23 protein-coding genes and 1 other RNA gene are annotated in these 26,527 nt (G+C 53.6%); 6 read left to right on the top strand and 18 right to left on the bottom strand.

Features of this window, described 5'->3' with window-relative positions; genetic code table 11:
• Positions 1-58 precede the first annotated feature (58 nt).
• From gcvH to FBY13_RS14275, 6 genes are all read right to left on the bottom strand, one after another.
• The gene (gene gcvH / locus FBY13_RS14300) at positions 59-445 is read right to left on the bottom strand and encodes a glycine cleavage system protein GcvH (protein ID WP_063880811.1); all 387 of its coding nucleotides are present in this window, start codon (positions 443-445) and stop codon (positions 59-61) included.
• A 24-nt stretch (positions 446-469) separates the two neighbouring features.
• Entirely contained in the window at positions 470-1,567 is a 1,098-nt protein-coding gene (gcvT, locus tag FBY13_RS14295) for a glycine cleavage system aminomethyltransferase GcvT (RefSeq protein WP_145394488.1), read from the bottom strand.
• A 433-nt stretch (positions 1,568-2,000) separates the two neighbouring features.
• The gene (gene ubiI / locus FBY13_RS14290; protein ID WP_096011781.1) at positions 2,001-3,203 is read right to left on the bottom strand and encodes an FAD-dependent 2-octaprenylphenol hydroxylase; all 1,203 of its coding nucleotides are present in this window, start codon (positions 3,201-3,203) and stop codon (positions 2,001-2,003) included.
• Positions 3,204-3,216: 13 nt separating this feature from the next.
• Positions 3,217-4,395 carry a 2-octaprenyl-6-methoxyphenyl hydroxylase gene (gene ubiH, locus FBY13_RS14285; protein WP_145394487.1) on the bottom strand — a complete coding sequence of 393 codons (1,179 nt, stop codon included), beginning with the start codon at positions 4,393-4,395 and terminating at the stop codon, positions 3,217-3,219.
• Positions 4,392-5,714, bottom strand: coding sequence for a Xaa-Pro aminopeptidase (pepP, locus tag FBY13_RS14280; protein ID WP_145394486.1), 1,323 nt, complete (start codon positions 5,712-5,714; stop codon positions 4,392-4,394). The genes ubiH and pepP overlap by 4 nt, the downstream gene beginning before the upstream one ends.
• Before the next feature lie 33 nt (positions 5,715-5,747).
• Complete coding sequence (locus FBY13_RS14275; protein ID WP_063880815.1) at positions 5,748-6,326, bottom strand: YecA family protein; 579 nt, start codon at positions 6,324-6,326, stop codon at positions 5,748-5,750.
• Between the two features lie 171 nt (positions 6,327-6,497).
• Between FBY13_RS14275 and zapA the strand changes: the two genes are divergently transcribed.
• From zapA to FBY13_RS14260, 3 genes are all read left to right on the top strand, one after another.
• Positions 6,498-6,827, top strand: a complete 330-nt coding sequence (gene zapA, locus FBY13_RS14270) for a cell division protein ZapA (protein WP_063881246.1) — start codon at positions 6,498-6,500, stop codon at positions 6,825-6,827.
• A gap of 39 nt (positions 6,828-6,866) precedes the next feature.
• Positions 6,867-7,050: non-coding RNA, 6S RNA (gene ssrS / locus FBY13_RS14265), on the top strand.
• A 77-nt stretch (positions 7,051-7,127) separates the two neighbouring features.
• Positions 7,128-7,724: a 5-formyltetrahydrofolate cyclo-ligase gene (locus FBY13_RS14260; protein WP_145394485.1), complete on the top strand. Its 597-nt coding sequence runs from the start codon at positions 7,128-7,130 to the stop codon at positions 7,722-7,724.
• 42 nt (positions 7,725-7,766) lie between these two features.
• Here the strand turns inward: FBY13_RS14260 and serA are convergent, their stop codons facing one another.
• Together serA and rpiA are read right to left on the bottom strand one after the other, a co-directional pair.
• On the bottom strand, positions 7,767-9,005 hold the full coding sequence (gene serA / locus FBY13_RS14255) for a phosphoglycerate dehydrogenase (RefSeq protein ID WP_063880817.1): 1,239 nt from the start codon (positions 9,003-9,005) through the stop codon (positions 7,767-7,769).
• Positions 9,006-9,282: 277 nt separating this feature from the next.
• Complete coding sequence (gene rpiA / locus FBY13_RS14250; RefSeq protein WP_145394484.1) at positions 9,283-9,942, bottom strand: ribose-5-phosphate isomerase RpiA; 660 nt, start codon at positions 9,940-9,942, stop codon at positions 9,283-9,285.
• 181 nt (positions 9,943-10,123) lie between these two features.
• Here rpiA and FBY13_RS14245 point away from each other — a divergent pair, with 181 nt between their 5' ends.
• Positions 10,124-11,026: a LysR family transcriptional regulator ArgP gene (locus FBY13_RS14245; RefSeq protein ID WP_063880819.1), complete on the top strand. Its 903-nt coding sequence runs from the start codon at positions 10,124-10,126 to the stop codon at positions 11,024-11,026.
• A 368-nt stretch (positions 11,027-11,394) separates the two neighbouring features.
• Here the strand turns inward: FBY13_RS14245 and FBY13_RS14240 are convergent, their stop codons facing one another.
• The 8 genes from FBY13_RS14240 to tkt all read right to left on the bottom strand — a co-directional run bounded on the left by FBY13_RS14240 (position 11,395) and on the right by tkt (position 20,351).
• The gene (locus tag FBY13_RS14240; RefSeq protein ID WP_063880820.1) at positions 11,395-12,123 is read right to left on the bottom strand and encodes an oxidative stress defense protein; all 729 of its coding nucleotides are present in this window, start codon (positions 12,121-12,123) and stop codon (positions 11,395-11,397) included.
• A 144-nt stretch (positions 12,124-12,267) separates the two neighbouring features.
• On the bottom strand, positions 12,268-12,891 hold the full coding sequence (gene argO, locus FBY13_RS14235; protein ID WP_145394483.1) for an arginine exporter ArgO: 624 nt from the start codon (positions 12,889-12,891) through the stop codon (positions 12,268-12,270).
• A gap of 126 nt (positions 12,892-13,017) precedes the next feature.
• Complete coding sequence (gene mscS / locus FBY13_RS14230; protein WP_063880822.1) at positions 13,018-13,893, bottom strand: small-conductance mechanosensitive channel MscS; 876 nt, start codon at positions 13,891-13,893, stop codon at positions 13,018-13,020.
• 172 nt (positions 13,894-14,065) lie between these two features.
• Complete coding sequence (locus FBY13_RS14225) at positions 14,066-14,419, bottom strand: VOC family protein (RefSeq protein WP_145394482.1); 354 nt, start codon at positions 14,417-14,419, stop codon at positions 14,066-14,068.
• Positions 14,420-14,625: 206 nt separating this feature from the next.
• Positions 14,626-15,705 (bottom strand): class II fructose-bisphosphate aldolase, encoded by a 1,080-nt coding sequence (gene fbaA / locus FBY13_RS14220; RefSeq protein WP_013027074.1) that lies wholly within the window; start codon positions 15,703-15,705, stop codon positions 14,626-14,628.
• Between the two features lie 109 nt (positions 15,706-15,814).
• Positions 15,815-16,978, bottom strand: coding sequence for a phosphoglycerate kinase (gene pgk, locus FBY13_RS14215; protein ID WP_145394481.1), 1,164 nt, complete (start codon positions 16,976-16,978; stop codon positions 15,815-15,817).
• A gap of 51 nt (positions 16,979-17,029) precedes the next feature.
• Complete coding sequence (gene epd / locus FBY13_RS14210) at positions 17,030-18,049, bottom strand: erythrose-4-phosphate dehydrogenase (protein WP_145394480.1); 1,020 nt, start codon at positions 18,047-18,049, stop codon at positions 17,030-17,032.
• A gap of 307 nt (positions 18,050-18,356) precedes the next feature.
• A complete protein-coding gene (gene tkt / locus FBY13_RS14205) occupies positions 18,357-20,351 on the bottom strand; it encodes a transketolase (RefSeq protein ID WP_063880826.1) in 1,995 nt (664 codons plus the stop codon).
• Positions 20,352-20,621: 270 nt separating this feature from the next.
• Here tkt and FBY13_RS14200 point away from each other — a divergent pair, with 270 nt between their 5' ends.
• Entirely contained in the window at positions 20,622-21,377 is a 756-nt protein-coding gene (locus FBY13_RS14200) for a M48 family metallopeptidase (protein ID WP_145394479.1), read from the top strand.
• A gap of 43 nt (positions 21,378-21,420) precedes the next feature.
• Here FBY13_RS14200 and speB read toward each other — a convergent pair whose 3' ends face one another.
• On the bottom strand, positions 21,421-22,341 hold the full coding sequence (gene speB, locus FBY13_RS14195) for an agmatinase (RefSeq protein ID WP_063880828.1): 921 nt from the start codon (positions 22,339-22,341) through the stop codon (positions 21,421-21,423).
• Positions 22,342-22,500: 159 nt separating this feature from the next.
• On the bottom strand, positions 22,501-24,480 hold the full coding sequence (gene speA, locus FBY13_RS14190) for a biosynthetic arginine decarboxylase (protein WP_074181035.1): 1,980 nt from the start codon (positions 24,478-24,480) through the stop codon (positions 22,501-22,503).
• A gap of 803 nt (positions 24,481-25,283) precedes the next feature.
• Between speA and metK the strand changes: the two genes are divergently transcribed.
• On the top strand, positions 25,284-26,435 hold the full coding sequence (gene metK / locus FBY13_RS14180) for a methionine adenosyltransferase (protein ID WP_063880829.1): 1,152 nt from the start codon (positions 25,284-25,286) through the stop codon (positions 26,433-26,435).
• The last annotated feature ends 92 nt before the right edge of the window (positions 26,436-26,527 follow it).

The following is a 26,527-nucleotide window of genomic DNA, read 5'->3' as shown; positions in this document are numbered from 1 at the left end:
TGGGGAACAGAGAATGCAAGTCAGATATGTGCGGCCCCGATAAGAGGCCGCACAACGATTACTCGTCGATGGAGGCTTTATAAGCATCCGCGTCCAGCAGCGAGTCAATTTCGGACTCATCGCTGGCTTTGATCTGGAATAACCAGCCACCGTCATAAGGCTCGCTGTTCACCTGTTCAGGGGAATCGTTCAGGGAATCGTTCACTGCCACAATTTCACCGCTGACGGGCGCATAAATATCTGAAGCGGCTTTGACCGATTCGGCGACGGCGCACTCTTCTCCGGCAGAGAAGGTGGCACCGACCTCAGGCAGGTCAACAAACACCATATCGCCCAGTAACTCCTGCGCATGTTCGGTGATACCAACGGTATAGGTACCGTCCGCATTTTTGCGCAGCCATTCGTGACTGTCGCGGTATTTCAACTCTGCTGGCACATTGCTCATCGCCATTTCTCCTGTAATTATATGTTACTGCGCAACCGGTTTTCCGGCGCGAACGAAAATCGGTTTAGTGACTTTTACAGGCATTTCACGGTTACGGATTTCAACAATCGCGTTCTCACCGATACCTGCCGGCACGCGGGCCAGGGCAATGCTATAACCCAACGTAGGGGAGAAAGAACCACTGGTGATCACACCCTGCTGCATCTGACCCTGTTGATCGGTAAAACGTACCGGCAAGCCGTTACGCAGTACGCCTTTTTCCGTCAGAATCAGCCCAACCAGTTTTTCAGTGCCCTTTGCTCGCTGGCTTTCCAGCGCTTCACGTCCAATAAAGTTGCGGTCAGTTGGCTCCCAGCTAAGCGTCCAGCCCATATTGGCCGCCAGCGGTGATACGCTCTCGTCCATTTCCTGACCGTAGAGATTCATGCCCGCTTCCAGACGCAAAGTATCACGTGCGCCCAGTCCCGCAGGTTTGACGCCTGCGCTCAGCAAGCGCTGCCAGAACGCGACGGCTTCGGCGGCAGGGAGCGCAATTTCATAGCCCGCTTCGCCCGTATAGCCGGTGGTGGCGATAAACAGCTCTCCGGCTTGTACGCCAAAGAAGGGTTTCATGCCCTGCACCGCCTGGCGCTGCGCATCGCTGAATAACGTTTGCGCTTTTTGCTGGGCCTGCGGGCCTTGTACAGCGATAAGCGCCAGATCGTCACGCTCTGTTAACGCGACGCCGTAACCCTGGGCATGTTCACTGATCCAGGCCAGATCTTTTTCACGCGTCGCGGAATTGACCACCAGACGGAAAAACGTCTCGTCCATAAAATAAACAATCAAATCGTCAATCACGCCACCGGAGGCATTCAGCATGCCGGTGTAGAGCGCTTTGCCCGGCTGGGTCAGTTTGGCGACATCGTTTGCCAGCAGGTAGCGCAGAAACTCGCGCGTGCGCTCACCTTTCACATCAACAATCGTCATATGCGACACATCGAACATGCCGGCATCGCTGCGTACAGCATGATGCTCATCTATTTGCGAGCCATAGTGCAACGGCATCATCCAGCCGTGGAAATCCACCATCCGCGCGCCATTTGCCTGGTGCTGTTCAAACAACGGTGTGTGCTGAGTCATAACCATCCTGTGCAGAAACGAGTGAGTTTGAAACCACGCCGCCATGTTGCCGACGCAAACGTTCTCTTTGCCTTGACGTTACCACCGAATCTGACGATTAACCATAAGCAAAGCGAGGTCGAAAGACGTTGCACAGCCTAACCAGGGAGAAAGGCAAACAGGACAAAAAACTGTAATTTTGTGATTAGCCACGCAATAAATACGCCATGGTGATTTATACGCAGCAATTTTATGCGCGAAGCCTGGCAGGATGTTAAAAAAATAGCGGGACGAAAAGGCGCAGGGATAAAAAAAAGTAATGCGAAACATCAGGCAAAATTAGAATAAATCAAATGAGGCGCAATCAGGGTGCAGCACTGCATTTTTATGGTGCAGCGGATTAAGGCGATAAAAAAAGCCAGCACGAATGCTGGCTTTTCGCTGCAGGATGGCGTTAGCGAAGCCACTCTGGCATATCATTCAGGCCCATTGCCTGACGGAGCATTATCGGCTTCACGCCCGGCAGATTATCGGCTAATTTCAGGCCCAAATCGCGAAACAGCTTCCTGGCAGGATTGTTGCCTGCAAACAATTCACGGAAGCCCTGCATCCCGGCCAGCATCATTGCTGCACTGTGTTTACGACTGCGCTCATAGCGGCGTAGATAAAGGTGCTCTCCAATATCTTTGCCCTGCTGATGCAGGCGACGAATTTCGCCGATCAGCTCTGCGGCATCCATGAATCCCAGATTGACGCCCTGCCCTGCCAGCGGATGAATGGTATGCGCCGCATCGCCCACCAGCGCCAGTCGGTGAGCGGCAAAGTTACGTGCATAACGTGCCGTCAGCGGGAAACACTTGCGTTCCCCTTCCAGCTCGCACAGCCCCAGCCGCATATCAAACGCGACGGACAACTGTTGATTGAACAGCGACTCTGGCATGGCTTCCAGGCGGCTGGCTTCCTGAGGTGAAAGCGACCAGACGATTGAGCAAAGATGCGGATCCTGCATGGGCAGGAACGCCAGAATGCCATCGCCGTGAAAGACCTGACGAGCCACGCCGCCATGGGGCAAGGCTGTACGAATATTCGCCACCAGCGCATGGTGGTCGTAATCCCAGAAGGTCAGGGGAATGTCGGCTTTGTTACGCAACCAGGAGTTGGCCCCGTCCGCCGCAACCATCAGCCGCGCGCTCATCATGCTGCCATCTTGCAGCGTAATAAAGGCTTCATTATCGCCAAATGCCACTTGCTGTAGCTGTGAAGCCGCCAGTAACGTGACATCACTGCAGTTGCTGGCACGCTGCCAGAGGGCGGTGTGGATCACGGGATTTTCGATGATGTGCCCAAGATGCGCCAGCCCCTGCTGCTCGCCATCAAATGCGATCGCGCCAAAGCTGTCACGCTCCCAGACTTCCATCGCCTGATAAGGGCTGGCCCGGAGGGACAAAATAGTTGACCAGACATCCAGCTTTTGCAAAAGACGTTCACTGGCCGCATTAATCGCGGATACGCGCACAGAGGGAGATGCGCCTGCATCAAATTGCGGCTCGGCCGACTGTTCCAGCACGGCAATGCGTAATCCGCTCCCTTGCAGACCGCAGGCCACTGCCAGCCCTACCATTCCGCCGCCAGCGATCACCACATCGTAAGTTTGCATCAGTGCCTCTCAGTTAACGCTTAACCCAGCCGAGCGTACGCTCAGCCAGAAGATTTCTCAGCCACGGCAGATGATCCATTGCCAGCAAGCCCAGGTTGCGCCCGACGACCAGCGGCGCATGACGATTAGCAAACAGACGTACCAGCCCGTCAGTGATGCCCACGGTAATGGCCCGGTCCTGTTGGCGACGTTGCTGGTAGTGCTGCAAAACCCCGTAGCTACCGGGATCTTGCTGCTGCCGATGTGCATTGGCCAGGGTTTCAGCCAGTGACATCACATCCCGCAGACCCAGGTTAAATCCCTGACCGGCTATCGGATGCAGCGTCTGCGCAGCGTTTCCGACGGTGACTACACGATGGGAAACCGCAGGATTGGCCTGCTGTAACGCCAACGGATAAACATCACGCTTGCCGGTATGGGTGAATTTGCCCAGCCGCCAGCCAAAGGCGCGCTGAAGCTGGCTGAGGAATACCTCGTCGTTCCAGCTTTCTACCTGCGGGCGCTGCTCCAGCGGATGGCACCACACCAGCGACAGACGGTTGTTTGACATTGGCAGCAGCGCCAGGGGGCCAAACTCGGTAAAGCGTTCAAATGCCCGGCCCTGATGAGGACGCTCACTGGTGACGTTGGCGATAAGCGCCAACTGCTGATAGGCCTCTGTCTGCCACTGAATGCCGCAGGCGGCAGCAACGGCAGAACGGGTGCCATCAGCGGCCACCAGTACCTCGCCTTCCAACTGCTCACCATTATCAAGCGTAACCTGCACGCGTTCCTGGGTACGGGCCACCTGAGTTACGCGTGACGGACAACGCAGTGTGACGCCAGGTGCCTGCTTAAGCTGCGTAAACAGCTGCTGTCCTACGTCGAATAACTCAACCACGTGCCCCAACGCGGGAATCGCATAATCGCGGGCGGCCAGGGATACAAAACCGGCATGACCGCGATCGGAAACATGGATAGTGGTGATGGGTGTCGCACAGGGTGAAATACGCTGCCAGAGATTGATATCAGCAAGTTGCTGGCAGGTGCCCGCAGACAGCGCGATCGCACGCCCGTCATAGCCCGGATGCGTGCGGCTGGCAGGTTCGCTGCTTTCAATCAGCGTCACGGGCAGTGCGCCCTGTGTCAGGTGTGAAATCGCCAGCGCCAGCGTGGCGCCGGTCATTCCACCACCGGCGATAAGAATGGTCATACTGCGCGTGCCGCCGCCATCAGTGCCTCAATGGCATCGGGGTCTTTCACCACGCTGTCGGTAAGATTCTCGTTACCGTTTTCAGTAATCACGATGTCATCCTCAATGCGGATGCCGATACCGCGGTATTCCACAGGCACATCCGCATCTGGCGCGATATACAGCCCCGGCTCAACCGTGATAACCATGCCCGGTTCCAGGATACGATCGCGGCTTGGCGTGCCGTAGTGCCCCACATCGTGGACATCCAGACCTAACCAATGGCCCAGGCCATGCATAAAGAATTTGCGATGCGCGTCTTCGGCGATGAGTGCATCCACCTCGCCCTGCATTACGCCCAGCTCAACCAGGCCAGTGACCATAATGCGCACAACGTCATCATTAACCTCGCGGATGCTGACGCCGGGACGGAATCGGGCGAGTGCCGTTTCTAAGGATTTGAGTACGATATTGTAGATAGCCCGCTGTGGCGGGCTGAACTTGCCATTAACCGGAAAAGTCCGGGTAATATCGCCCGCATAACCCTGTAATTCGCATCCCGCATCAATGAGCACCAGGTCGCCATCCTGCATCTCACACTCATTTTCGGTGTAGTGCAGAATGCAGCCGTTTTCACCGGAGCCTACGATAGTGTTGTAAGACGGGAAGCGCGCACCATGACGGTTAAATTCGTGATGAATTTCGCCTTCAAGATGATATTCAAACAGGCCTGGACGACAGGCTTGCATGGCGCGAGTATGTGCCAGCGCACTGATCTCGCCTGCGCGACGCAACAGCGCAATTTCTTCAGGGCTTTTAAACAGGCGCATCTCATGCACCCAGGGACGCCAGTCAGTCAGGCTAGCCGGTGCACTCAGATTCTGGCGAAAGCCCTGACGCAGTTTATCCAGCGCACTAAACACCAACTTGTCAGCCTCAGCATACTGGCCCTGCGCGTGATACACCTCATCCAGACCGTTCAGCAGCAGGTGGAGTTGTTCACCGATATCGTTCCATGGCAGAGCACGATCCACACCCAGTTTAGCGGGCGCCGCGTCCTGTCCCAGACGGCGGCCAAACCAGATTTCTGCAGTCAGGTCGCGCACACGATTAAACAGCACGCTGTGATTGTGGTTCTCATCACTTTTGATCAGTACCAGTAACGCCTGCGGCTCATTGAAGCCGGTGAAATACCAGAAGTCACTGTTCTGACGGAACGGATATTCACTGTCGTTACTGCGTGTTACTTCAGGCGCGGCAAAGATTAACGCTGCGCTGCCCGGAACCATTTTCGCTAACAGCGCCTGACGGCGTTGCTGGAAACTTTCCAGTGAAATCATGTCTGCACTCCCTGTTGAACTCAGATATCTGGCTTAGTGTAGCGTTGGCTTTTGTACTTCTGGTGCGGTCGGTTGCGGGCGCGTGAAGGTATCGTGACAGAGTAGCGCAGCAACGCGAACATACTCGATCACCTCTTCCAGCGACTGCTCGAGTTCTTCCTGATCTTCGTCTTCGTCATAGCCAAGCTGAGCAATCGTGCGCAGATCGTCAATGGCCTCACCCGTTTCGCCGGTGACCTTATCCAGTTTAGGCTGGGTTACGCCCAGGCCAAGTAAAAAATGATTCACCCAGCCCGCCAGAGCATCAGCACGGTCAAACACCGTGATGTCATCATCGCCAGGCAGCATCAGTTGAAAAAGAAAGCCATCGTCCTCAAGCGCAGTAGCAATGCTGGCATGCAGAGACTGCAGTGGCTGAGACAGCGTTTGCGAAAAAGCCATGCCTTCATTCGCGAGATCATGGACCAGCGTTTTCCAGCTGTTATCCTGATTACCGCCACACAGGATGCCGCTAAGCAATCCGTGCATTTCCGCGGGCGTCATACCGACGCCGTGGTGTGAGAGCGCCGCCGCCAGCGCGTTGTAATCGGGGGTTGCGTTCTGTGAAGACATCATTTTTCATCGTCGTTGGCTGTAAGAGTTCGTGGTATGCTACCACTAGCTGCCTCAAGGTTTCCAGAAAAGGGGTTGTATCTTATTTCTCAGGTCTATATAGTTGCCCGCCTCCCAGGCCATTGAAGGCTAAGGGGAATGGCGAGCCAGGTAATCAGTCAGGAAGGTGGCATGTCTGCACAACCGGTAGATTTACAAATTTTTGGTCGTTCTTTGAGAGTAAATTGTCCGCCTGAACAGCAAGATGCGCTGAACGCGGCGGCAGAAGATCTCAATCAACGGTTGCAAGATTTAAAAGTTCGCACTAGAGTCACAAATACAGAGCAACTGGTGTTCATTGCCGCGTTAAACATTTGCCATGAACTGGCACAAGAGAAAGGTAAGACGCGTGACTATGCTGCTAATATGGAACAACGAATCCGTATGCTACAGCAGACAATTGAACAGGCATTAGTTGAGCAAGGTCGCATAACCGATCGCGAGGATGCGAAGTTCGAATAACACTTCATGGTCGCTGTGCTACACTGACGGTGAAGTAAATTTTCTCTGAGATGTTTGCAAGTGGGCCAGTCCCCTGAGCCGATATTTCATACCAACAGAATGTGACGCTCCGCAACCTGTGAGCATGCTCGGCCCGTCCGAGAAGCCTGATGGTTGCGACGGCATGTTCACCTTGAACCAAGGGTTCAAGGGTTACAGCCTACGGCGGCATCTCGGAGATCTCCTTTCTGGTAGTACTGCTTTATCTCCCACCAGGCATGATATAATGCGTCGCTCAAGCGACCTTGTCTGGGGGAAACCATGTCAGAACCCTCTTTGCTACCGCGACAGGACATCCGTCAGCATGTTCGTCATTTACGTCGCGCACTCAGCCCCGAACAGCAACACGCTGCAGCCGATCAGCTTGCGGAACACGCGATTAACGTTGCGCCGATTGCCGACGCCAGCAACATAGCGCTGTTTTTGTCTGTCGATGGCGAAATCAATACGCGACCACTTATCGCGAAGCTGTGGCAGCAAAACAAACGGGTTTATCTGCCGGTTCTGCATCCCTTTGCTGCCGGTCATTTGCTTTTTCTTCGCTATACGCCGGAAACACAGTTAATCCAAAATAAGCTGCGCATTCCCGAACCTCCGCTCGATATCCGCCATCTGGTTACACTTGATAAACTGGACGTAATGATGGTGCCGCTGGTGGCATTTGACCGCACCGGGCAGCGTTTAGGCATGGGCGGCGGTTTCTATGACCGCACCTTACAGAACTGGAAACAGCACGGATTCCTACCGATTGGGGTTGCCCACGATTGTCAGTTGGTTGATGCGCTGCCTGCAGCGGCCTGGGATATCCCCCTGCCCGCGGTACTGACACCGTCTAAACTCTGGCTATGGGATGAATAAACCCAGGCACGCTCGTGCGCCTGGGTTTATGACAGCGATGGATTAGTAAAGCAGACGGGCGCGGATAGTACCCGGAATAGCCTTCATGAGCTGCAGGGCTTTCTCAGCCAGTTCATGCTCGGCGTCAACGTCAATCACCACATAACCCATCATCGGCGAGGTTTGCAGGTACTGAGCGGCAATATTGATGCCCTGCTCAGCAAAGATCTGGTTGATCGCGGTGAGGACGCCTGGGCGGTTCTCATGTATATGCAGCAGACGACTGGCGCTCACGCCGTGCATCGGCAATGAGACTTCAGGGAAGTTAACGGCGGACAGCGTTGAACCGTTATCCGAGTATTTAGCCAGCTTACCTGCGACTTCAATACCAATATTTTCCTGCGCTTCTTCGGTAGATCCACCGATATGCGGCGTCAGGATAACGTTGTCGAATTCGCTCAGTGGTGAAATGAACGGATCGCTGTTGGTCGCAGGCTCGACCGGGAATACGTCAATAGCGGCTCCGCCAACCTGCTTACTTGCCAGCGCGTCACACAACGCCGGAATATCCACTACGGTGCCGCGTGAGGCGTTTATCAGCAACGCACCGGGTTTCATCTGCGCCAGTTCATTGGCAGAGATCATATTTTGCGTGGAGGCGGTTTCAGGTACATGCAGGCTGACGACATCGCTCATGTTCAGCAGTTGCGTCAGGCTACGAACCTGTGAAGCGTTGCCGAGCGGCAGTTTGTTTTCAATATCGTAGAAATAAACGTGCATGCCCAGGCTCTCAGCCAGCACGCCCAGTTGCATACCGATATGACCATAGCCAATGATGCCGAGCTTTTTACCGCGCGCTTCAAATGAGCCCTTGGCAATTTTATTCCAGACGCCGCGGTGCGCCTTCGCATTCGCTTCCGGTACACCACGCAGCATCAGCAGCATTTCGCCAATAACCAGTTCGGCAACAGAGCGCGTATTGGAGAAAGGCGCATTAAACACCGGGATACCGCGCTTAGCGGCCGCGTTTAAATCAACCTGGTTCGTTCCGATACAGAAACAGCCCACAGCCACCAGTTTTTCTGCAGCGGCAAAAATCTCTTCGGTCAGTTGGGAACGGGAACGGATACCGATAAAATGCGCATCGCGAGCGGACGCTTTCAACGCCTCGGCATCCAGTGCGCCTTTGTGGAATTCAATATTGGTGTAACCTGCAGCACGGAGGTTTTCCAGCGCACTCTGATGGACACCTTCCACCAGCAGGAACTTAATTTTGTCTTTTTCCAGTGATACCTTTGCCATTTCCCAACCCTATTCAGAATTCAACGAGGACTGAACGCCGCCAGCCGTCTGTCAAAATATCAAAAATATCGCCTGCGGCAATACAAACGATTGCCTGCCCGTCAGCATGGCCGGGCTCAGAGGGCGCACTTTGCCAGACAAAATCATGGGTTGGCCGCATCGGAAAGAACGAACCCGCTGCCGATGACGGTTATGTGACATAAGTCACCAAATTTTGACCTGGTAAGAAAAGTTTTTTAAATCAAAAAAAAGCGGGCGCCGTTCAGCGCCAGGCGCATTATTTTTTGAGAGTTTTGACGCCGTCCGGCCCACCAATCAGTGCAACGTCTGCGCCGCGCGTCGCAAACAGTCCAACGGTGACCACACCGGGCAAGGCGTTGATGGTTTTTTCCAGCTCAATGGGATCGAGAATACGCAGGTTGTGCACATCAAGAATGATATTGCCGTTGTCGGTCACTACATTCTGACGATATTCAGGTAAGCCCCCCAACTTCACCAGTTCACGCGCAACATAACTGCGCGCCATCGGGATGACTTCAACCGGTAGCGGAAAGCGTCCAAGCACATCCACTTCTTTGGATGCATCGGCGATGCAGATAAACTTTTTGGCCACTGCAGCGACGATTTTCTCACGCGTCAGCGCAGCGCCACCGCCTTTAATCATCTGCATTTGTGGGTTAATTTCATCGGCACCATCGACATAAATGGCCAGGTCATCGATTTCGTTCAAATCAAACACCTGAATGCCCAGGCTTTTCAGCTTTTGCGTTGAGGCTTCGGAACTGGAAACGGCACCGTCAATCTGATGTTTAATGCTTGCGAGCGCATCAATAAAGTGGGCGGCAGTAGAACCTGTTCCAACACCGACGATTGTCCCGGGCTGGACATAATCAAGTGCAGCCCAACCAACAGCTTTTTTCAGTTCATCCTGGGTCATGATATGTTTAGAACCTGTGCGATAAGGAATTGCGCGTAGTATAAAGCAAGGCTTGCTGAAAATGCTCGGATGCATTGGGCGGATTTAATGCTTTGGAAGCCAGCCCACAAAAATTTCCCCGACATTGCCGTTGGCACTTTTGTGGCATAGTGACGTCCATCCTGAAGGAGAGAGAAAAATAATGAAACGCCCTGACTACAGAACGCTTCAGGCGCTGGACGCAGTGATACGTGAACGCGGCTTCGAACGTGCCGCGCAAAAGCTGTGCATTACGCAATCTGCCGTATCGCAGCGCATTAAACAGCTGGAAAACCTGTTTGGTCAGCCGCTGTTAGTTCGCACCGTGCCGCCTCGCCCTACCGAGCAAGGTCAAAAACTGCTTGCGCTGCTGCACCAGGTTGAGTTGCTGGAGGAAGAGTGGCTGGGCGATGAAATCAGCGGGACAACGCCGCTGCTGCTGTCGTTGGCGGTGAACGCCGACAGTCTGGCAACCTGGCTGTTGCCCGCATTAAAAGACGTACTGGCCGATTCGCCGGTGCGTCTGAACCTTCAGGTTGAGGATGAAACCCGCACTCAGGAACGCCTGAGACGAGGCGAAGTGGTTGGCGCAGTGAGTATCCAGCCCCAGCCGCTGCCAAGCTGTCTGGTGGATCAACTGGGTGCCCTGGATTATTTGTTTGTGGCCTCAAAGGATTTCGCAGATCGCTTTTTCCCCAACGGCGTAACGCGTTCCGCCCTGCTTAAAGCGCCAGCGGTGGCCTTTGATCATCTGGATGATATGCATCAGGCCTTCTTGCAGCAGAACTTTGATTTATCACCGGGCAGCGTTCCCTGCCATATCGTCAACTCATCCGAAGCGTTTGTGCAGATGGCGCGGCAGGGATCGACCTGCTGTATGATCCCTCACCTGCAGATTGAACGCGAACTGGCAAGTGGCGAGCTCATCGATCTCACGCCGGGGCTGTATCAACGTCGGATGCTGTACTGGCACCGTTTTGCGCCAGAAAGCCGGCTGATGCGTCGGGTAACGGATGCGCTGATTGCCCATGGCCATCGGGTGCTACGTCAGGATACGGCGGAATAGCGGGCGGTCGGCAGATCATAAAAGCGCTAAAGGCCAGGAAAAACGAGCTGGCTGAAGGTTGTGTGCCAAACGCCTAATCTTTGCCGCCGCAAAAGTTGGGCGTTGCGGTGAGAAGGTGTAGTTGTGAAAGCGGCACGGCGTTAATGGCCGTCAGGGCATTTTTCAGAAGGCAATACGCAGCGCTGAGCAGAGGGAATCCACCCGGATTTACCCGCAAGGATGCGGGTAAAAGGCACAGCCGGCACAGCGTTGTGCCGGCTGTGCCGGTCCGTCAGGTTGATGAGCGATGTGAAGGAACCGCATCAGCGGCGCAAGGACCGCCTGGCAAACATTGCCCCTGATGACTTAACCACAACACCAATAACGGCTTACTGTGCCGTATTCGGTTTCATCTCAAACACCACATCCACCTGGTCATCAAAGTTAATACTTTGCTGATCGTAGGTTTCCTGCGCAGACGTATCTGCCGCAGCCGAGGCTTTAAACATGCGGTTCATGGGCATTGGCTGATAGTTTGCCACCTGATAACGAATGCTGTAGATCGGGCCCAGTTTGGCATTAAAGCCTTCAGCCAGTTCAGCGGCCTGTTGGGTCGCATTCTTAATCGCGGCTTTACGTGCCTGCTGCTTGTAGCTCTCTGGATTGGCGACGCCCAGTTCAACACCGCGCACTTCGTTCAGACCGGACTTCAGCGCACCATCAAGGAGATCGTTCAGCTTGTCCAGCTGACGAACGGTGACCTGCACCTGACGCACCGCACGATAGCCTTTAAGCTGCGATTTACCGTCTTTGGTGTAGTCATACTCTGGCTGCGTCGTCAGGTTCGCCGCTTCAATGTCTTTTTTCTCAATACCGTTTTTTTGCAGGAAATCAAAATATTGCGCTACGCGACTATCGACCTGCTTTTTTGCTTCAGCGGCATCTTTCGATGAGACATTCACCACAATTGACAGCGTCGCGATATCCGGGCGGGCATCTACGGTTGCCTTACCTGACGTAACAACATGGGGTCCGTTCGGCAGTTCGTCAGCCTGTACGCTCAAGGGCAATGCCCCTGCGCTCATCATCGCGGCAAGCGCCAATGCTTTCAGTTTCATGAAAGTCCTCCTTGAAAAGGTCAGTTCGATGGCTTCCAGTATATGAAGCCCACAAGCGCATCATATTACGCCTTGGTTGGAGTGGAGATTATGGCAAAAGTTCGGCAGATTGACCTTAATAACCGGTTTTCGTTTACCTTTTGGTCAAAACCCAGTGATGACCTGTCGGGCAAGCTGAAACGCAATAAACCACATTACCGCCCCAACCAGCAGGTTAATGATGCGCTGAGCACGCGCCGTTTGCAGTAAAGGCGCGAGCCACGCAGCCAGCAGCGCCAGACCAAAAAACCAGATTACCGACGCGCTGATGGTGCCCAGTGCAAACCACTGTCGCGCCGTCGTTCCTGGCAACTGACCACCAAGGCTGCCCAGCACCACAAAGGTATCAAGATAAACATGCGGATTTAGCCAGGTCACCGCCAGCATCGTCGCAATAATTCGCCCTCTGCTTTGCGTTGCGTGCATCCCTGATGCCAGTTCAATATTGCGGCTAAACGCCGTACGCAAGGCTCCCCAGCCGTACCACAGCAGGAAAGCAACGCCTGCACAGGTAATCATCATCAGGAGCAGTGGCGACTGATTCAGTAGCGCGCTGCCACCAAAAATGCCCGCACAGATTAAGGCGATATCACTTAGCGCACAGAGCGCCGCCGTCATGAGATGATACTGACGCTTTACGCCCTGGTTCAGCACAAAGGCATTTTGTGGGCCTAACGGCAGGATGAGCGCAGCCCCAAGAGCAAGCCCTTGAAAATAAATGGTTAACACAGGATGTTATTCCTTACATCGGTGAGATGCAGGGATTATAGAGAGCGGTTTGGATTAGCGGAAATTGAAAAATTTAATCTGCCATTAACGAAATTAATGGGCGGCACGGGCCGCCCATCGCACGACTTACTGGGTCGCGGTCACGTCGCTGTCTGGCTGTTTAACCTGATGCAGGTGTACATCCATTTGTGGATAAGGAATGCCGATGCCTTTGCTATCCAGCGCACGCTTGAAGTTCTTCAGCAAATCCCAGTAGACGTCCTGCAGATCGCCGCTATTACTCCAGCAACGAACAACAAAGTTAAGCGAAGATGCGCCTAATTCGTTCAGGCCAATCTGGATGCCACGATCTTTTAATACCCGCTGATCGGCTTCAACGACATCACGCAACAGAGCAATCACCTCATCCACATCGGCTTCATAAGCCACTCCGACGATAAATTCATTACGACGCACAGGCTCACGCGAAAAGTTAACGATATTACCGCTGATGATTTTACCGTTCGGCACCACCACAATTTTGCCATCGGCGGATTTCAGGGTGGTAGAGAAGATTTGTACATTGAGTACGGTCCCCATTACGCCGCCCAGATCGACGAACTCGCCGGTACGGAACGGGCGGAAGGTGACGAGCAGCACGCCAGCCGCTAAATTGGAGAGCGAGCCTTGCAAGGCCAAACCGACTGCCAGACCAGCGGCACCCAGCACCGCGATGACCGAGGCCGTTTGCACTCCCACACGACCCAGCGCAGCAATAACCGTAAAGGCGATAACGCCATAGCGTACCAGAGCGGAAAGGAAATCGGCGACGGTGGCATCAATATGGCGCGCGCGCAGCAGCCGATTAACCGTGTTCGAAATCACCCTGGCAATGATCATGCCGACAATGATAATGGCAATCGCCGCCACGATATTGACGGCATAGCTCAGAATCAGTGCCTGGTTATGCACCAGCCAGCCACCGGCACTGTTGATGCCATTAACAACATTCAAGTCTTCCATTTGTAAGCCCTGTTGATGGTTCCCCCTACGGGGGAAAAACAAAAACTGCCAGATGTAATCCGACACCCAAGGGTTAAGGGTAATCAATTATTTAGCCAGGCGCCAAAATGAGTGACACATTAAGACGGCTTTGCACAATTACTCATCAGTGCCCCAGAAGCCACGGTTTTGCTCACTGCACATGGCTCAGGATATTAATGAGCCTGCCGAAAGGATCGCGGACATAAAAACGACGGACGCCCCACGCTTCTTCCGTAAGCCCATATTCCACCGTTAGCCTCGCGGCGACAACGCGTCGGTACACCTCATCAAGATTATCGACCTCAATGGACAAGTCCGGCACAGGCGTGCCTGCACCGCCTTCCAGCGCAATGCTGAGCTGGGGCGCCATAGCATTCTCCGCAGCCCAGGTCACAATCCATCCGTGATCCATGGTCAGTTTCAGGTCGAGAATGTCACTATAAAAGCGTTTGGCTTCTTCCGTATTTTTGCCCTGAATATTCGCGACGATGCGTTTGACTGCCATAAAATCGCCCTCACCTGTTAACTCACAGACAAAGCATACCGGGGACCGTGCGATGAGGTTGTGACAGCCGGTCAGAAAGTGTCGCCCTGTAAGAAGAAATGAAACCGGGGGTAAGCGGAAAGGATAAAAAAAAGTCCCGATCGGACGATCGGGACTGCGTCATTCATCCGGCGTTCTTGCGAACTCAGACGAGTGCGTTGTGATGCTTACAGAACGTCAACGGCGTTAAGTTCTTTGAACGCCTGCTCCAGACGCACCACCATGGATGCCTGAGCAGAGCGCAGCCATACACGTGGATCGTAGTATTTCTTGTTTGGCTTGTCTGCGCCTTCTGGGTTACCCAGTTGCGCCTGCAGATAGCCTTCGTTCTTTTTGTAGTACTGCAGGATGCCGTCCCAGGTTGCCCATTGGGTATCGGTATCGATATTCATCTTGATCACGCCGTAGCTGATAGACTCTTCGATTTCTGCAGCAGATGAACCTGAACCACCGTGGAATACAAAGTCCAGCGCGTTGTGCGGCAGACCGTGTTTTTCACAAACGTATTTTTGTGAATCACGCAGAATCGTTGGGGTCAGTTTTACGTTGCCTGGCTTGTAAACGCCGTGCACGTTACCGAAGGATGCCGCAATGGTGAAACGCGGGCTGATCGCATTCAGTTTTTCGTACGCGTAGTTTACGTCTTCTGGCTGGGTGTAAAGTGCAGAAGCGTCCATATGGCTGTTATCTACGCCATCTTCTTCACCACCGGTGCAGCCCAGTTCGATTTCCAGGGTCATGTCGATTTTCGCCATGCGCGCCAGGTATTTGCTGCTGATTTCGATGTTTTCTTCCAGTGACTCTTCAGACAGGTCGATCATGTGAGAAGAGAACAGTGGCTTACCGGTTTTCTTGAAGTGCTCTTCGCCCGCGTCCAGCAGGCCGTCGATCCACGGCAGCAGTTTCTTGGCGCAGTGGTCGGTATGCAGGATAACCGGCACGCCGTACTGTTCAGCCATCAGATGCACGTGATGTGCGCCAGAGATAGCACCGAAAATCGCTGCGCCCTGTGGCTTGTCTGTTTTAAAACCTTTACCGGCGATGAATGCAGCACCACCGTTGGAGAACTGTACGATAACCGGCGCTTTTACTTTCGCGGCAGCTTCCAGTACAGCGTTAATTGAGTCGGTGCCGACGCAGTTGACCGCTGGCAGAGCGAATTTGTTCTCTTTCGCTACTTTGAAGATCTTCTGAACGTCATCACCAGTGACAACGCCGGGTTTTACGAAATCAAAAATTTTAGACATGATTGTGTCCTGTTTCGTGACCGGTTATCCCCAATACGGGGACAGCGATTTAAACGCCCTGTTTCGGGCGAGTTTTCAGGCGATGCCGCAGGGCATCGCCCCCAAAGGATTACTGCTTCGCACGCTCTTCCAGCATGGCTACGGCAGGCAGTTTTTTGCCTTCAACGAACTCAAGGAAGGCACCGCCGCCGGTAGAGATATAGGAGATTTTGTCTTCGATCCCAAACAGATCGATGGCAGCCAGCGTGTCACCGCCGCCCGCGACAGAGAAGGCTTCACTGTCCGCAATGGCGTTAGCGACGATTTCAGTGCCTTTACGGAAGTTCGGGAACTCAAACACGCCAACCGGGCCATTCCACAGGATGGTTTTAGCATTCTTCAGAATGTCCGCCATGGCCTGGGCTGTCTCATCGCCGAAGTCCATAATCTCTTCGTTATCTGCGACTTCTGAAACCTTTTTCACGGTTGCCGGGGCAGTTTCAGAGAATTCCGTGCCAACACGGGAGTCGGTTGGAACAGGAATACCATATTGATCGCGCAGGCCTTTTGCCGCCTCAACGAAGTCTGGCTCGTACAGCGATTTGCCCACGTTGTTGTCGATCGCGACAAAGGTATTCGCAATGCCACCGCCGACAATCACGGTATCAGCAATCTTCACCAGCGACTGCAGCACATCGAATTTGGTCGATACTTTAGAACCGCCCACCACGGCCACCAGCGGACGCTCAGGGCTTTTCATCACTTTACCCAGCGCTTCCAGTTCTGCAGACAGCAGTGGACCTGCACAGGCGACAGGCGCAAATTTACCGACGCCGTGCGTCGATGCCTGGGCGCGGTGCGCGGTACCAAACGCATCCATCACGAAGACGTCGCACAGCGCAGCATATTTCTTAGACAGCGCTTCGTCGTCTTTCTTTTCGCCTTTGTTAAAGCGCACGTTTTCCAGCACCACCAGTTCACCTGCGCCGATGTCGACACCGTCAAGGTAGTCTTTCGCCAGGGTAACCTGAGTACCGTTCAGTTTTTCTTTCAGGTAATTCACTACTGGCAGCAGTGAGAATTCTTCGTTGTATTCACCTTCGGTCGGGCGACCCAGGTGAGAGGTAACCATCACTTTGGCGCCCTGTTTCAACGCCGCTTCGATAGTTGGCAATGAAGCACGAATACGTGCATCCGACGTCACTTTCCCTTCTTTCACTGGTACGTTGAGATCGGCGCGAATTAATACGCGTTTGCCAGCAAGATCCAGATCGGTCATCTTAATTACGGACATGGTGAACCCTCTCGTTGATTCTCATAAGTTTTGCCAGACGCAAACCGCGTCTTACCTGAAACCGCTTGCGGCCATCGCTAACGTTGTGTCGAGCATTCGGTTAGCAAAGCCCCATTCGTTGTCACACCAGACCAGGGTTTTGATCAGATGCTGACCGCTGACCCGCGTTTGTGTACCGTCCACAATGGCACTGTGCGGATCATGGTTGAAATCTACTGAGACTAACGGCAATTCCGTATAGTCAACTATACCACGAAATGCCCCTTCTGCCGCGCTTTGCAACAAGGCGTTAACCTCGCAGGCCCGTACGGGCTGGCATACAGAAACGCTGAGATCAATGGCTGTCACGTTGATCGTCGGCACGCGAACCGCAATGGCTTCGAAGCGATCGTTAAATTTCGGAAAAATACGCGTAATGCCCGCCGCCAATCGGGTATCGACCGGGATGATAGACTGACTGGCCGCACGCGTACGGCGCAGATCGCTGTGATAAGCGTCAATCACCTGCTGATCGTGCATCGCCGAATGGATGGTCGTTACTGTGCCCGACTCAATACCAAAGGCGTCATCCAGCAGCTTAATCACCGGAATGATGCAGTTGGTGGTACAGGATGCATTAGAGACAATACAGTCCGTTTGTTTCAGCTCCTGCTCGTTGACGCCGTACACCACGGTTGCATCAAGATCGTTACCACCCGGATGGGAAAACAGGACTTTTTTCGCCCCCGCACGCAAATGGGCTTCGCCATCGTCGCGGGAACCGTAAACGCCGGTACAGTCCAGCACCACGTCAACGTTAAGCTCGCGCCAGGGCAGCTCATCCAGTCCGGCGTGGTGCAGAATGCGAATAATATCGTCCCCGACCCACAGCTGGTCACGCTCCTGACGGACATCCAGTGCAAAACGTCCATGGCTGGTGTCGTACTTCAGCAGGTGCGCCATGCCTGCGGCTTCAGCCAGTTCGTTAACCGCCACCACCGTAATTTCAGCGCGGCGCCCCGTTTCATACAGTGCACGCAACACGTTGCGTCCAATGCGACCAAAGCCGTTTATCGCTACCCGAATGGTCATCTTTCTCCTGCCAAACCAGACTGAAAAAAAGGTGCTGATAGCCTGAGCGTTTCGCTGCATTTTGTACAGGAGATTCTTAGCCCGGAACAGGGCAAAGCGGCCCAAACTGAAACGGTTCAGCTAGGATAATGGAAGGAAGGAATAACGGGAATGATTGCGATCAAGGGCGCTGCTTATTTTTGGATCTACGTCACAAAAACGGGCAAAAAATCGCTATTACTGGAGGAATAATTTGGTTAATAAGGGGACGGATTCCGCCCCCTTTAATCAGAAGGCAGGCGTGCATTCACTCGCCTGCCTCTCTTTACTATGCCAGCAACGCTTTGGCTTTCGCTACCACGTTATCTACCGTGAAGCCAAAGACTTCAAACAGCTTCTCAGCTGGCGCTGACTCACCAAAGGTAGTCATGCCGATGATTGCGCCGTTCAGACCGGTATATTTAAACCAGTAATCTGCAATACCGGCTTCAATCGCAACGCGTGCGGCAACGGCTTTTGGCAGGACCGATTCACGATATTCAGCCGACTGTTTGTCGAAGGCATCGGTAGAGGGCATGGATACCACACGTACCTTACGGCCTTCATCGGTCAGCTTCTGATACGCGGCTACAGCCAGTTCAACTTCGGAACCGGTGGCAATCAGGATCAGCTCTGGCGTGCCTGCGCTGTCTTTCAGCACGTAACCGCCACGCGCGACGTTTGCCAGCTGCTCCGCGGTACGATCCTGCTGTGCCAGATTCTGGCGAGAGAAAATCAGTGCGCTTGGGCCGTCTTTACGCTCAATGGCATATTTCCACGCAACCGCCGATTCAACCTGGTCACACGGACGCCACAGGCTCATGTTTGGCGTGGTGCGCAGGCTTGCCATCTGCTCTACCGGCTGGTGAGTCGGGCCGTCTTCGCCCAGGCCAATGGAGTCGTGGGTATAAACCATGATCTGACGAATTTTCATCAAGGCAGCCATACGGGCGGCGTTACGCGCATACTCAACAAACATCAGGAAGGTTGCGGTGTAAGGCAGGAAGCCACCGTGCAGCGCCAGACCGTTAGCAATGGCGGTCATACCAAACTCACGCACGCCATAATGGATATAGTTACCGGCTGCGTCTTCATTGATTGGCTTAGAACCTGACCAGATGGTGAGGTTACTTGGTGCCAGGTCAGCAGAACCGCCCAGATATTCTGGCAGGATTTTACCAAAGGCTTCGATAGCATTTTGTGACGCTTTACGGCTGGCAATTTTCGCCGGATTCGCCTGTAACTGCTCGACAAACTTCTGCGATTCCTGCTGCCAGTTAGCTGGCAGGTCATTGCTCATGCGGCGGGTAAACTCAGCGGCCAGCTCAGGGAAAGCCTTAGCATAGGCTGCAAATTTGGTATTCCACGCCGCTTCTTTGGCCTGGCCCGCTTCTTTAGCATCCCACTCAGCATAAATATCTGAAGGAATCACGAAAGGAGGATATTCCCAGCCTAACTGCTTACGGGTCAGTGCAATTTCGTCATCGCCCAGTGGCGCGCCGTGTGAGTCATGGGTACCGGCTTTATTCGGTGAACCAAAACCAATAACGGTTTTGCACATCAGCAGTGAAGGCTTGTCGCTAACGGCTTTCGCTTCTTCAATCGCTTTGGCGATAGCATCGGCGTTGTGACCATCTACGCCACGTACCACGTGCCAGCCGTACGCTTCAAAGCGCTTAGCGGTGTCATCGGTAAACCAGCCGTCAACGTGACCATCAATTGAAATGCCATTGTCATCATAGAATGCCACCAGCTTGCCCAGCTTCAGCGTACCCGCCAGCGAGCAAACTTCGTGTGAAATGCCTTCCATCATGCAGCCGTCACCCATAAAGACCCAGGTATTATGGTCTACGATGTCATGGCCCGGCCGGTTGAACTGCGCTGCCAGCGTGCGTTCAGCAATGGCAAAACCCACCGCGTTAGCAATGCCCTGCCCCAGCGGACCGGTGGTGGTTTCCACGCCGACGGTATAGCCGTACTCAGGGTGACCCGGCGTTTTAGAGTGCAGTTGACGGAAGTTTTCCAGCTCACTGATCGGTAAATCGTAGCCGGTCAGGTGCAGCAGGCTGTAAATCAGCATGGAGCCGTGGCCGTTAGACAGCACAAAACGGTCACGATCGGCCCAGTGTGGGTTGGTTGGGTTATGATTGAGATAGCCGCGCCACAATACTTCGGCGATATCCGCCATGCCCATCGGGGCACCCGGGTGTCCCGATTTAGCTTTTTGCACTGCATCCATACTTAACGCGCGAATGGCGTTGGCAAGATCTTTACGAGAGGGCATCTTCTACTCCAGTTCGGATTAATGATTTGCGCCTTAACCTGTTGTAATTAATCAGCTATCGGGCAAAGCACGGGGAAAAGTTTCACCACAATGTACATGAAAAACGGGGCAAAAGTAATGTGGTAAAACGCTAAATGTTCCCGCTTCGTCTGGCTTTTCCAGTAATGTCTGCTAGCAAAATGGCTTATCGCGAACTATAACCTGTTGGTTCAACCACCTGGCACAGATTCAGGTGATTGTTTTTTATCTTGTTACTTATGGGACGACAGAATGAAAATTCAAAAAACGGCACTGGCTCTGGGCCTGGTTGCATTGCTAAGTGGTTGTGAAGGCGTAAACAGTGATGGTCTGCTGCAGTCGGGCGCACAGGCTTTCCAGGCTTACACCCTGAGCGATGCTCAGGTTAAGCAGCTCAGCGATCAATCCTGCGCCCAGATGGACAAAGAAAACCAGGTGGCACCGGCTGACAGCGAATACCAGCAACGTCTGAACAAAATCGCTGCGGCGTTGGGTGACAACATCAATGGCATCCCGGCGAACTACAAGGTTTATCAGACCAAAGATGTTAACGCATGGGCCATGGCCAACGGCTGCATCCGCGTCTACAGCGGTTTAATGGATATGATGACCGACAATGAGGTCGAGGCGGTGCTGGGCCACGAAATGGGCCACGTTGCGCTGGGGCATACGCGCAAAGCGATGCAGGTCGCCTTCACCACGACAGCAGCACGTACCGCGGTAGCTTCGGCTGGCGGGATCATTGGTTCGCTGTCACAGTCACAGTTGGGTGATTTGGGCGAAAAACTGGTGAATGCGCAGTTCTCGCAGACACAGGAAACACAGGCCGATGACTACTCCTACAGCCTGTTGAAGAAGCGCGGTATTGATCCCGTTGGGCTGGCAACCAGCTTTGAAAAACTGGCAAAACTGGAGAAGGGCCGTCAAAGCTCTATGTTTGACTCGCATCCTGACTCGGAAGCCCGTGCTCAGCACATTCGCGATCGCATTGCCGCAGACGCTAAATAACGCGTTATCAGAGGGATAACCCTGAGGTTATCCCCCTGTCACCTCAGCCCTTGTTGGCAGCCTGGACGTGCAACATGTCCAGCGCCAGGGTGGCCGCGGCAAGAGCCGTCAGATCGGCGTGATCGTAACCCGGTGCAACTTCCACCAGATCCATCCCCACGATATTCATGCCCTGTAAACCCCGAATCAGCTTGGTCGCTTTATCAGTGGTCAAACCGCCAATGACCGGCGTACCGGTGCCCGGTGCATGCGCAGGGTCCAGACAGTCGATATCAAATGTCAGATAGACCGGCAGATCGCCAACGGTGCGTTTAATTTCAGCCAGAATATCGTCCACGCTACGGTCGTTGACCTGAGCGGCATCCAGCACGTTGAAGCCCAGGCTCTTGTCGAACTCGGTACGAATACCAATCTGCACCGAGTGCTGAGGATCGATCAGCCCTTCCTTCGGTGCGGTAAAGAACATGGTGCCATGGTCAAACGTTGGGCCATTAGAGTAGGTATCGGTATGCGCGTCAAAGTGCACCAACGCCATTTTACCGAAGTGCTTCGCGTGCGCGCGCAGCAGAGGCAGCGTGACGTAGTGATCGCCACCGAAGGTCATCATACGTTTGCCGTTGGCCAGCAGTTTCTCTGCATGGGCCTGCAGCTTGTCAGACAGATCCTGTGAATCGCCAAAGGCATAAACCAGATCGCCACAGTCCACCACGTTCAGACGCTGACGCAGGTCAAACTCCCACGGCCAGCGGCAACCTTCCCAGGCGAGATTGGTCGAGATCTGACGGATAGCGCCTGGGCCAAGACGGCTGCCCGGACGGCCCGAGGTGGCCGCATCAAAGGGCACGCCGGTGATCACCCACTCTGCATCGCTGTCGTAAGGCTGGAAATTTACCGGGAAACGCATAAAACCAAAGGCATTAGAAACCAGTGAATTGTCGTACTGATTGCCAAGGGTATTGTACATAAGTCGTCCTCTGTCTGTGCTTGAGTCGGGTCTGGCCCGCGCACCATGAAGGTTGAGATAAAAAAAATCCCTCCCGCGTCGTTAGGCCCGACGAGGAAGGGATGAGTTGCTGCCGATTATCAACAATGTCCCGGCAAGCTGCAAGCGCTTCGCGGGGCTTTATTCGTCTTCTAAATAGGTGTAGCCATACAGACCACTTTCAAACTCTTGCAGGAACTGCTCGCGCAGTTCGTCATCCAGTTCAGAGGTCTGAATTTGCTTACGGAACAGCGTCATGAGTTCGTTTGGATCAAGCTGAACATACTGCAGCATATCGGCTACGGTATCGCCTTCATCCGACAGCTGGACTTCCACTTCCCCATTCTGGAACGCGAACACGTCAACCGCTTCGGTGTCACCAAACAGGTTGTGCATATTGCCCAGGATTTCCTGATAAGCGCCCACCATAAAGAAGCCGAGCATCGGTGGATTGTCCACGTCGTACTCCGGCATCGGCATGGTTGTCGCAATCCCATCACCATCCACATAGTGATCGATGGTGCCGTCTGAGTCACAGGTGATATCCAGCAACACGGCGCGACGTTCCGGCTTTTTATTCAAGCCTTCCAGCGGAAGCACAGGGAACAGTTGATCAATGCCCCACGCATCCGGCATTGACTGGAACAGCGAGAAGTTAACGTAGATCTTGTCCGCCATACGTTCCTGCAGCTCGTCGATAATAGGACGGTGTGCACGGTTGCTGGGATCAAGATGCTGCTGAATATAGTGACAGATGCTCAGATAGAGTTGCTCTGCCCACGCGCGTTGCTTCAGGCTGTAAGTGCCCGATGAGTAACCCGTATGGATATCAAACAGGTCCATCTGGCTGTCATGAAGCCATTCACGCAGGGAGCGGCGGGTATTCGGCTCGTGCATCTCCTGCCAGGTTTCCCACATGCTCAGGATAGGACGAGGCGCGTCTTCAATATCTGGCGCTTCTGGCTTACTGAATTCGTTACGCTCAACGCCGATGATGTTAGACACCAGCACCGTGTGGTGCGCCGTGACTGCACGACCGGATTCGGTGATAACCGTTGGGTGCTCAAGACCATGCTCGTCACAGGCCGCGCCAATTCCCCAGATCACATTGTTGGCATATTCATTCAGCCCATAGTTAACCGAACAGTCGGACTGCGAACGGGTACCTTCATAGTCAACGCCCAGACCACCGCCGACGTCAAAGCACTTAATGTTGACGCCCAGTTTCGCCAGCTCAACATAAAAGCGTGCTGACTCACGTACGCCGGTGGCGATATCGCGGATGTTAGACATCTGCGATCCCAAATGGAAATGCAGAAGCTGCAGGCTGTCCATCCGACCGGCTTCACGCATGATGTCGACCAGCTTAAGGACCTGGGTGGCAGACAGACCAAATTTGGATTTCTCACCACCGCTCGACTGCCATTTACCGGAGCCTTGTGAAGCAAGACGGGCGCGAATACCCAGACGTGGCACCACGTTCAGGCGTTCCGCTTCTTCCAGCACCATGCGCACTTCGGTCATCTTCTCAAGTACCAGATAAACCTTGTGACCAATCTTCTCGCCAATCAACGCCAGACGAATATATTCACGATCTTTGTAACCATTACACACAATCACTGAACGGGTCTGCCCGGCATGGGCCAGCACCGCCATCAGTTCGGCTTTTGAACCGGCTTCCAGGCCCAGGGGTTCGCCGGAGTTAATCAGAGATTCAATCACGCGCTTGTGCTGGTTAACTTTGATGGGGTAAACCAGGAAGTAATCACCGGTATAGCCGTAAGACTCACGCGCACGTTTAAACGCCCCGTTAATGGAGCGCAGGCGGTGTTGAAGAATCTGGGGGAAACAGAACAGTGCGGGCAGGCGTTGGCCTTGTGCCTCTCGCTCCTTGACCAGCTTAGCCAGATCGACGCGTACATCCGGGCGATCCGGGTCCGGGCAGACGCTAATATGACCCAGTTCATTGACGTCATAGTAGTTGTTGCCCCACCAGGCAATGTTATACGTTCGCAGCATCAGGCTGGCGTCTTGATCGTTCATCGCCACCTCCTGCATTGAGCGGAGTGCACCTTGTTCGCCAGCTGACGAACCCTTGATATTCTTCATGCCGTCAGACATCGCGAACCTCAATTTTCCGTTGAAAGATAATAATGTAAACCGACTCAAAGGTCGGAAGTCTGAAAATTCGTTGCCACATATTACGTCATGCTCTGTCTGCGTCGCGAACCCGCACGATGCATCGTTGAATACCTAAGTGTAAAACACTCAGCCATGTCAGGTGCAAAAGGGTCGCGAATAATTGACGACGCTCGCAGCCTGGGCGATATAAACCGCTATCGCGTCAGAGGTTAGCCAGCGCTTGTGTCGGGATAATTACCGAAACCAATAAAATGTCGGCAGAAGAGAAATAAAGGTGGGAAACAGGATAACGCCGGCGCAACGCCAGCACGCGAAGAACCCAGGAGTGGGAACATAAGGCTCATAACTCGTATCACCTCCGCACAGGTCAAAGACATGTGGAAAAGCATCAGGGTGAAAGCCAGACAGTTGTCTGACAGGCGCGACGCGCTAGCACGTCATCCTTTTTTTCTGCTGAGAACGCAGCGGCGTTTTATACATTTTGCGCACAAAAAATGCAAAGAGATTATTTGCTTAATGCCTCCGCCATAAACAGAATTTTCCACTGCGCAGCATAAAGTTAACAGCGTAACCTCAAAAAGGGCTGGTAATTCGCTCACCCCGTAACCTAAAATAGACGTCCAGATGGTTTTCCATCTAAACAGGTTAATATCCAGGCGGTGTTGGCCTGCGTGCTGACACTACCTGACTGCTCACGGCTTTGCCTTAAGGGGCGTTAAGTCAGCTAATACTCACTTGCGCTATGCAGTCGAATTCAAACCATTGGTAAGGTAAAGAACATAATGGCTAAACATCTTTTTACATCCGAGTCCGTATCCGAAGGACATCCTGATAAAATCGCCGACCAGATTTCTGATGCCGTGCTTGATGCCATCCTGGAACAGGATCCGAAAGCGCGTGTGGCCTGCGAAACTTACGTGAAAACCGGTATGGTGCTGGTTGGCGGCGAAATCACCACCAGTGCCTGGGTCGATATCGAAGAAATCACCCGTAATACCGTTCGTGAAATCGGCTATGTTCATTCCGATATGGGCTTTGATGCCAACTCTTGCGCAGTGTTAAGCGCAATTGGCAAACAGTCTCAGGATATCAACCAGGGCGTTGACCGTAGCGATCCGCTGGAGCAAGGCGCGGGTGACCAGGGCCTGATGTTTGGCTATGCCACAAACGAAACTGATGTTCTGATGCCCGCACCGGTGACCTATGCGCACCGTCTGGTTCAGCGCCAGGCTGAAGTGCGTAAGAACGGCACGCTGTCATGGCTGCGCCCGGATGCTAAAAGCCAGGTGACCTTCCAGTACGACGACGGTAAAATTGTTGGGATTGATGCCGTCGTGCTGTCAACCCAGCACAGCGAAGACATCTCACAGACAGCGTTGCAGGAAGCGGTGATGGAAGAAATCATCAAGCCTGTCCTGCCTGCCGAGTGGCTGAATGCATCAACTAAATATCACATCAACCCGACTGGCCGCTTTGTTATCGGTGGTCCAATGGGTGACTGCGGCCTGACCGGTCGTAAAATCATTGTTGATACTTACGGCGGGATGGCCCGTCACGGTGGCGGCGCATTCTCTGGTAAAGATCCGTCTAAAGTTGACCGTTCAGCCGCCTATGCCGCCCGCTATGTTGCCAAAAACATCGTGGCCGCGGGCCTGGCCGATCGTTGTGAGATTCAGGTTTCCTATGCGATTGGCGTCGCTGAGCCGACCTCTATCATGGTCGAGACCTTTGGCACAGAAAAAGTGTCTACTGAACAGCTGACCTTGCTGGTGCGCGAGTTCTTTGACCTGCGCCCTTACGGCCTGATTCAGATGCTGGACCTGCTGCATCCTATCTATAAAGAAACCGCTGCCTACGGTCACTTCGGTCGCGAGCATTTCCCTTGGGAAAAAACCGACAAAGCTGCCCAGCTGCGTGAGGCTGCGGGCCTGTAAGGCTGACGCATCACTGAAAAGCCCCGCCATCTGGCGGGGCTTTTTTTTGTCTGTTCTGCTTCCTTTTCATGGCGTTTTTTCCTTCTGCACAT

Source organism: Pantoea sp. SJZ147 (assembly GCF_007828605.1).
GTDB classification, from domain to species: Bacteria; Pseudomonadota; Gammaproteobacteria; order Enterobacterales; family Enterobacteriaceae; genus Pantoea; species Pantoea allii.
This window is presented reverse-complemented; position numbering and strand designations above follow the sequence as displayed.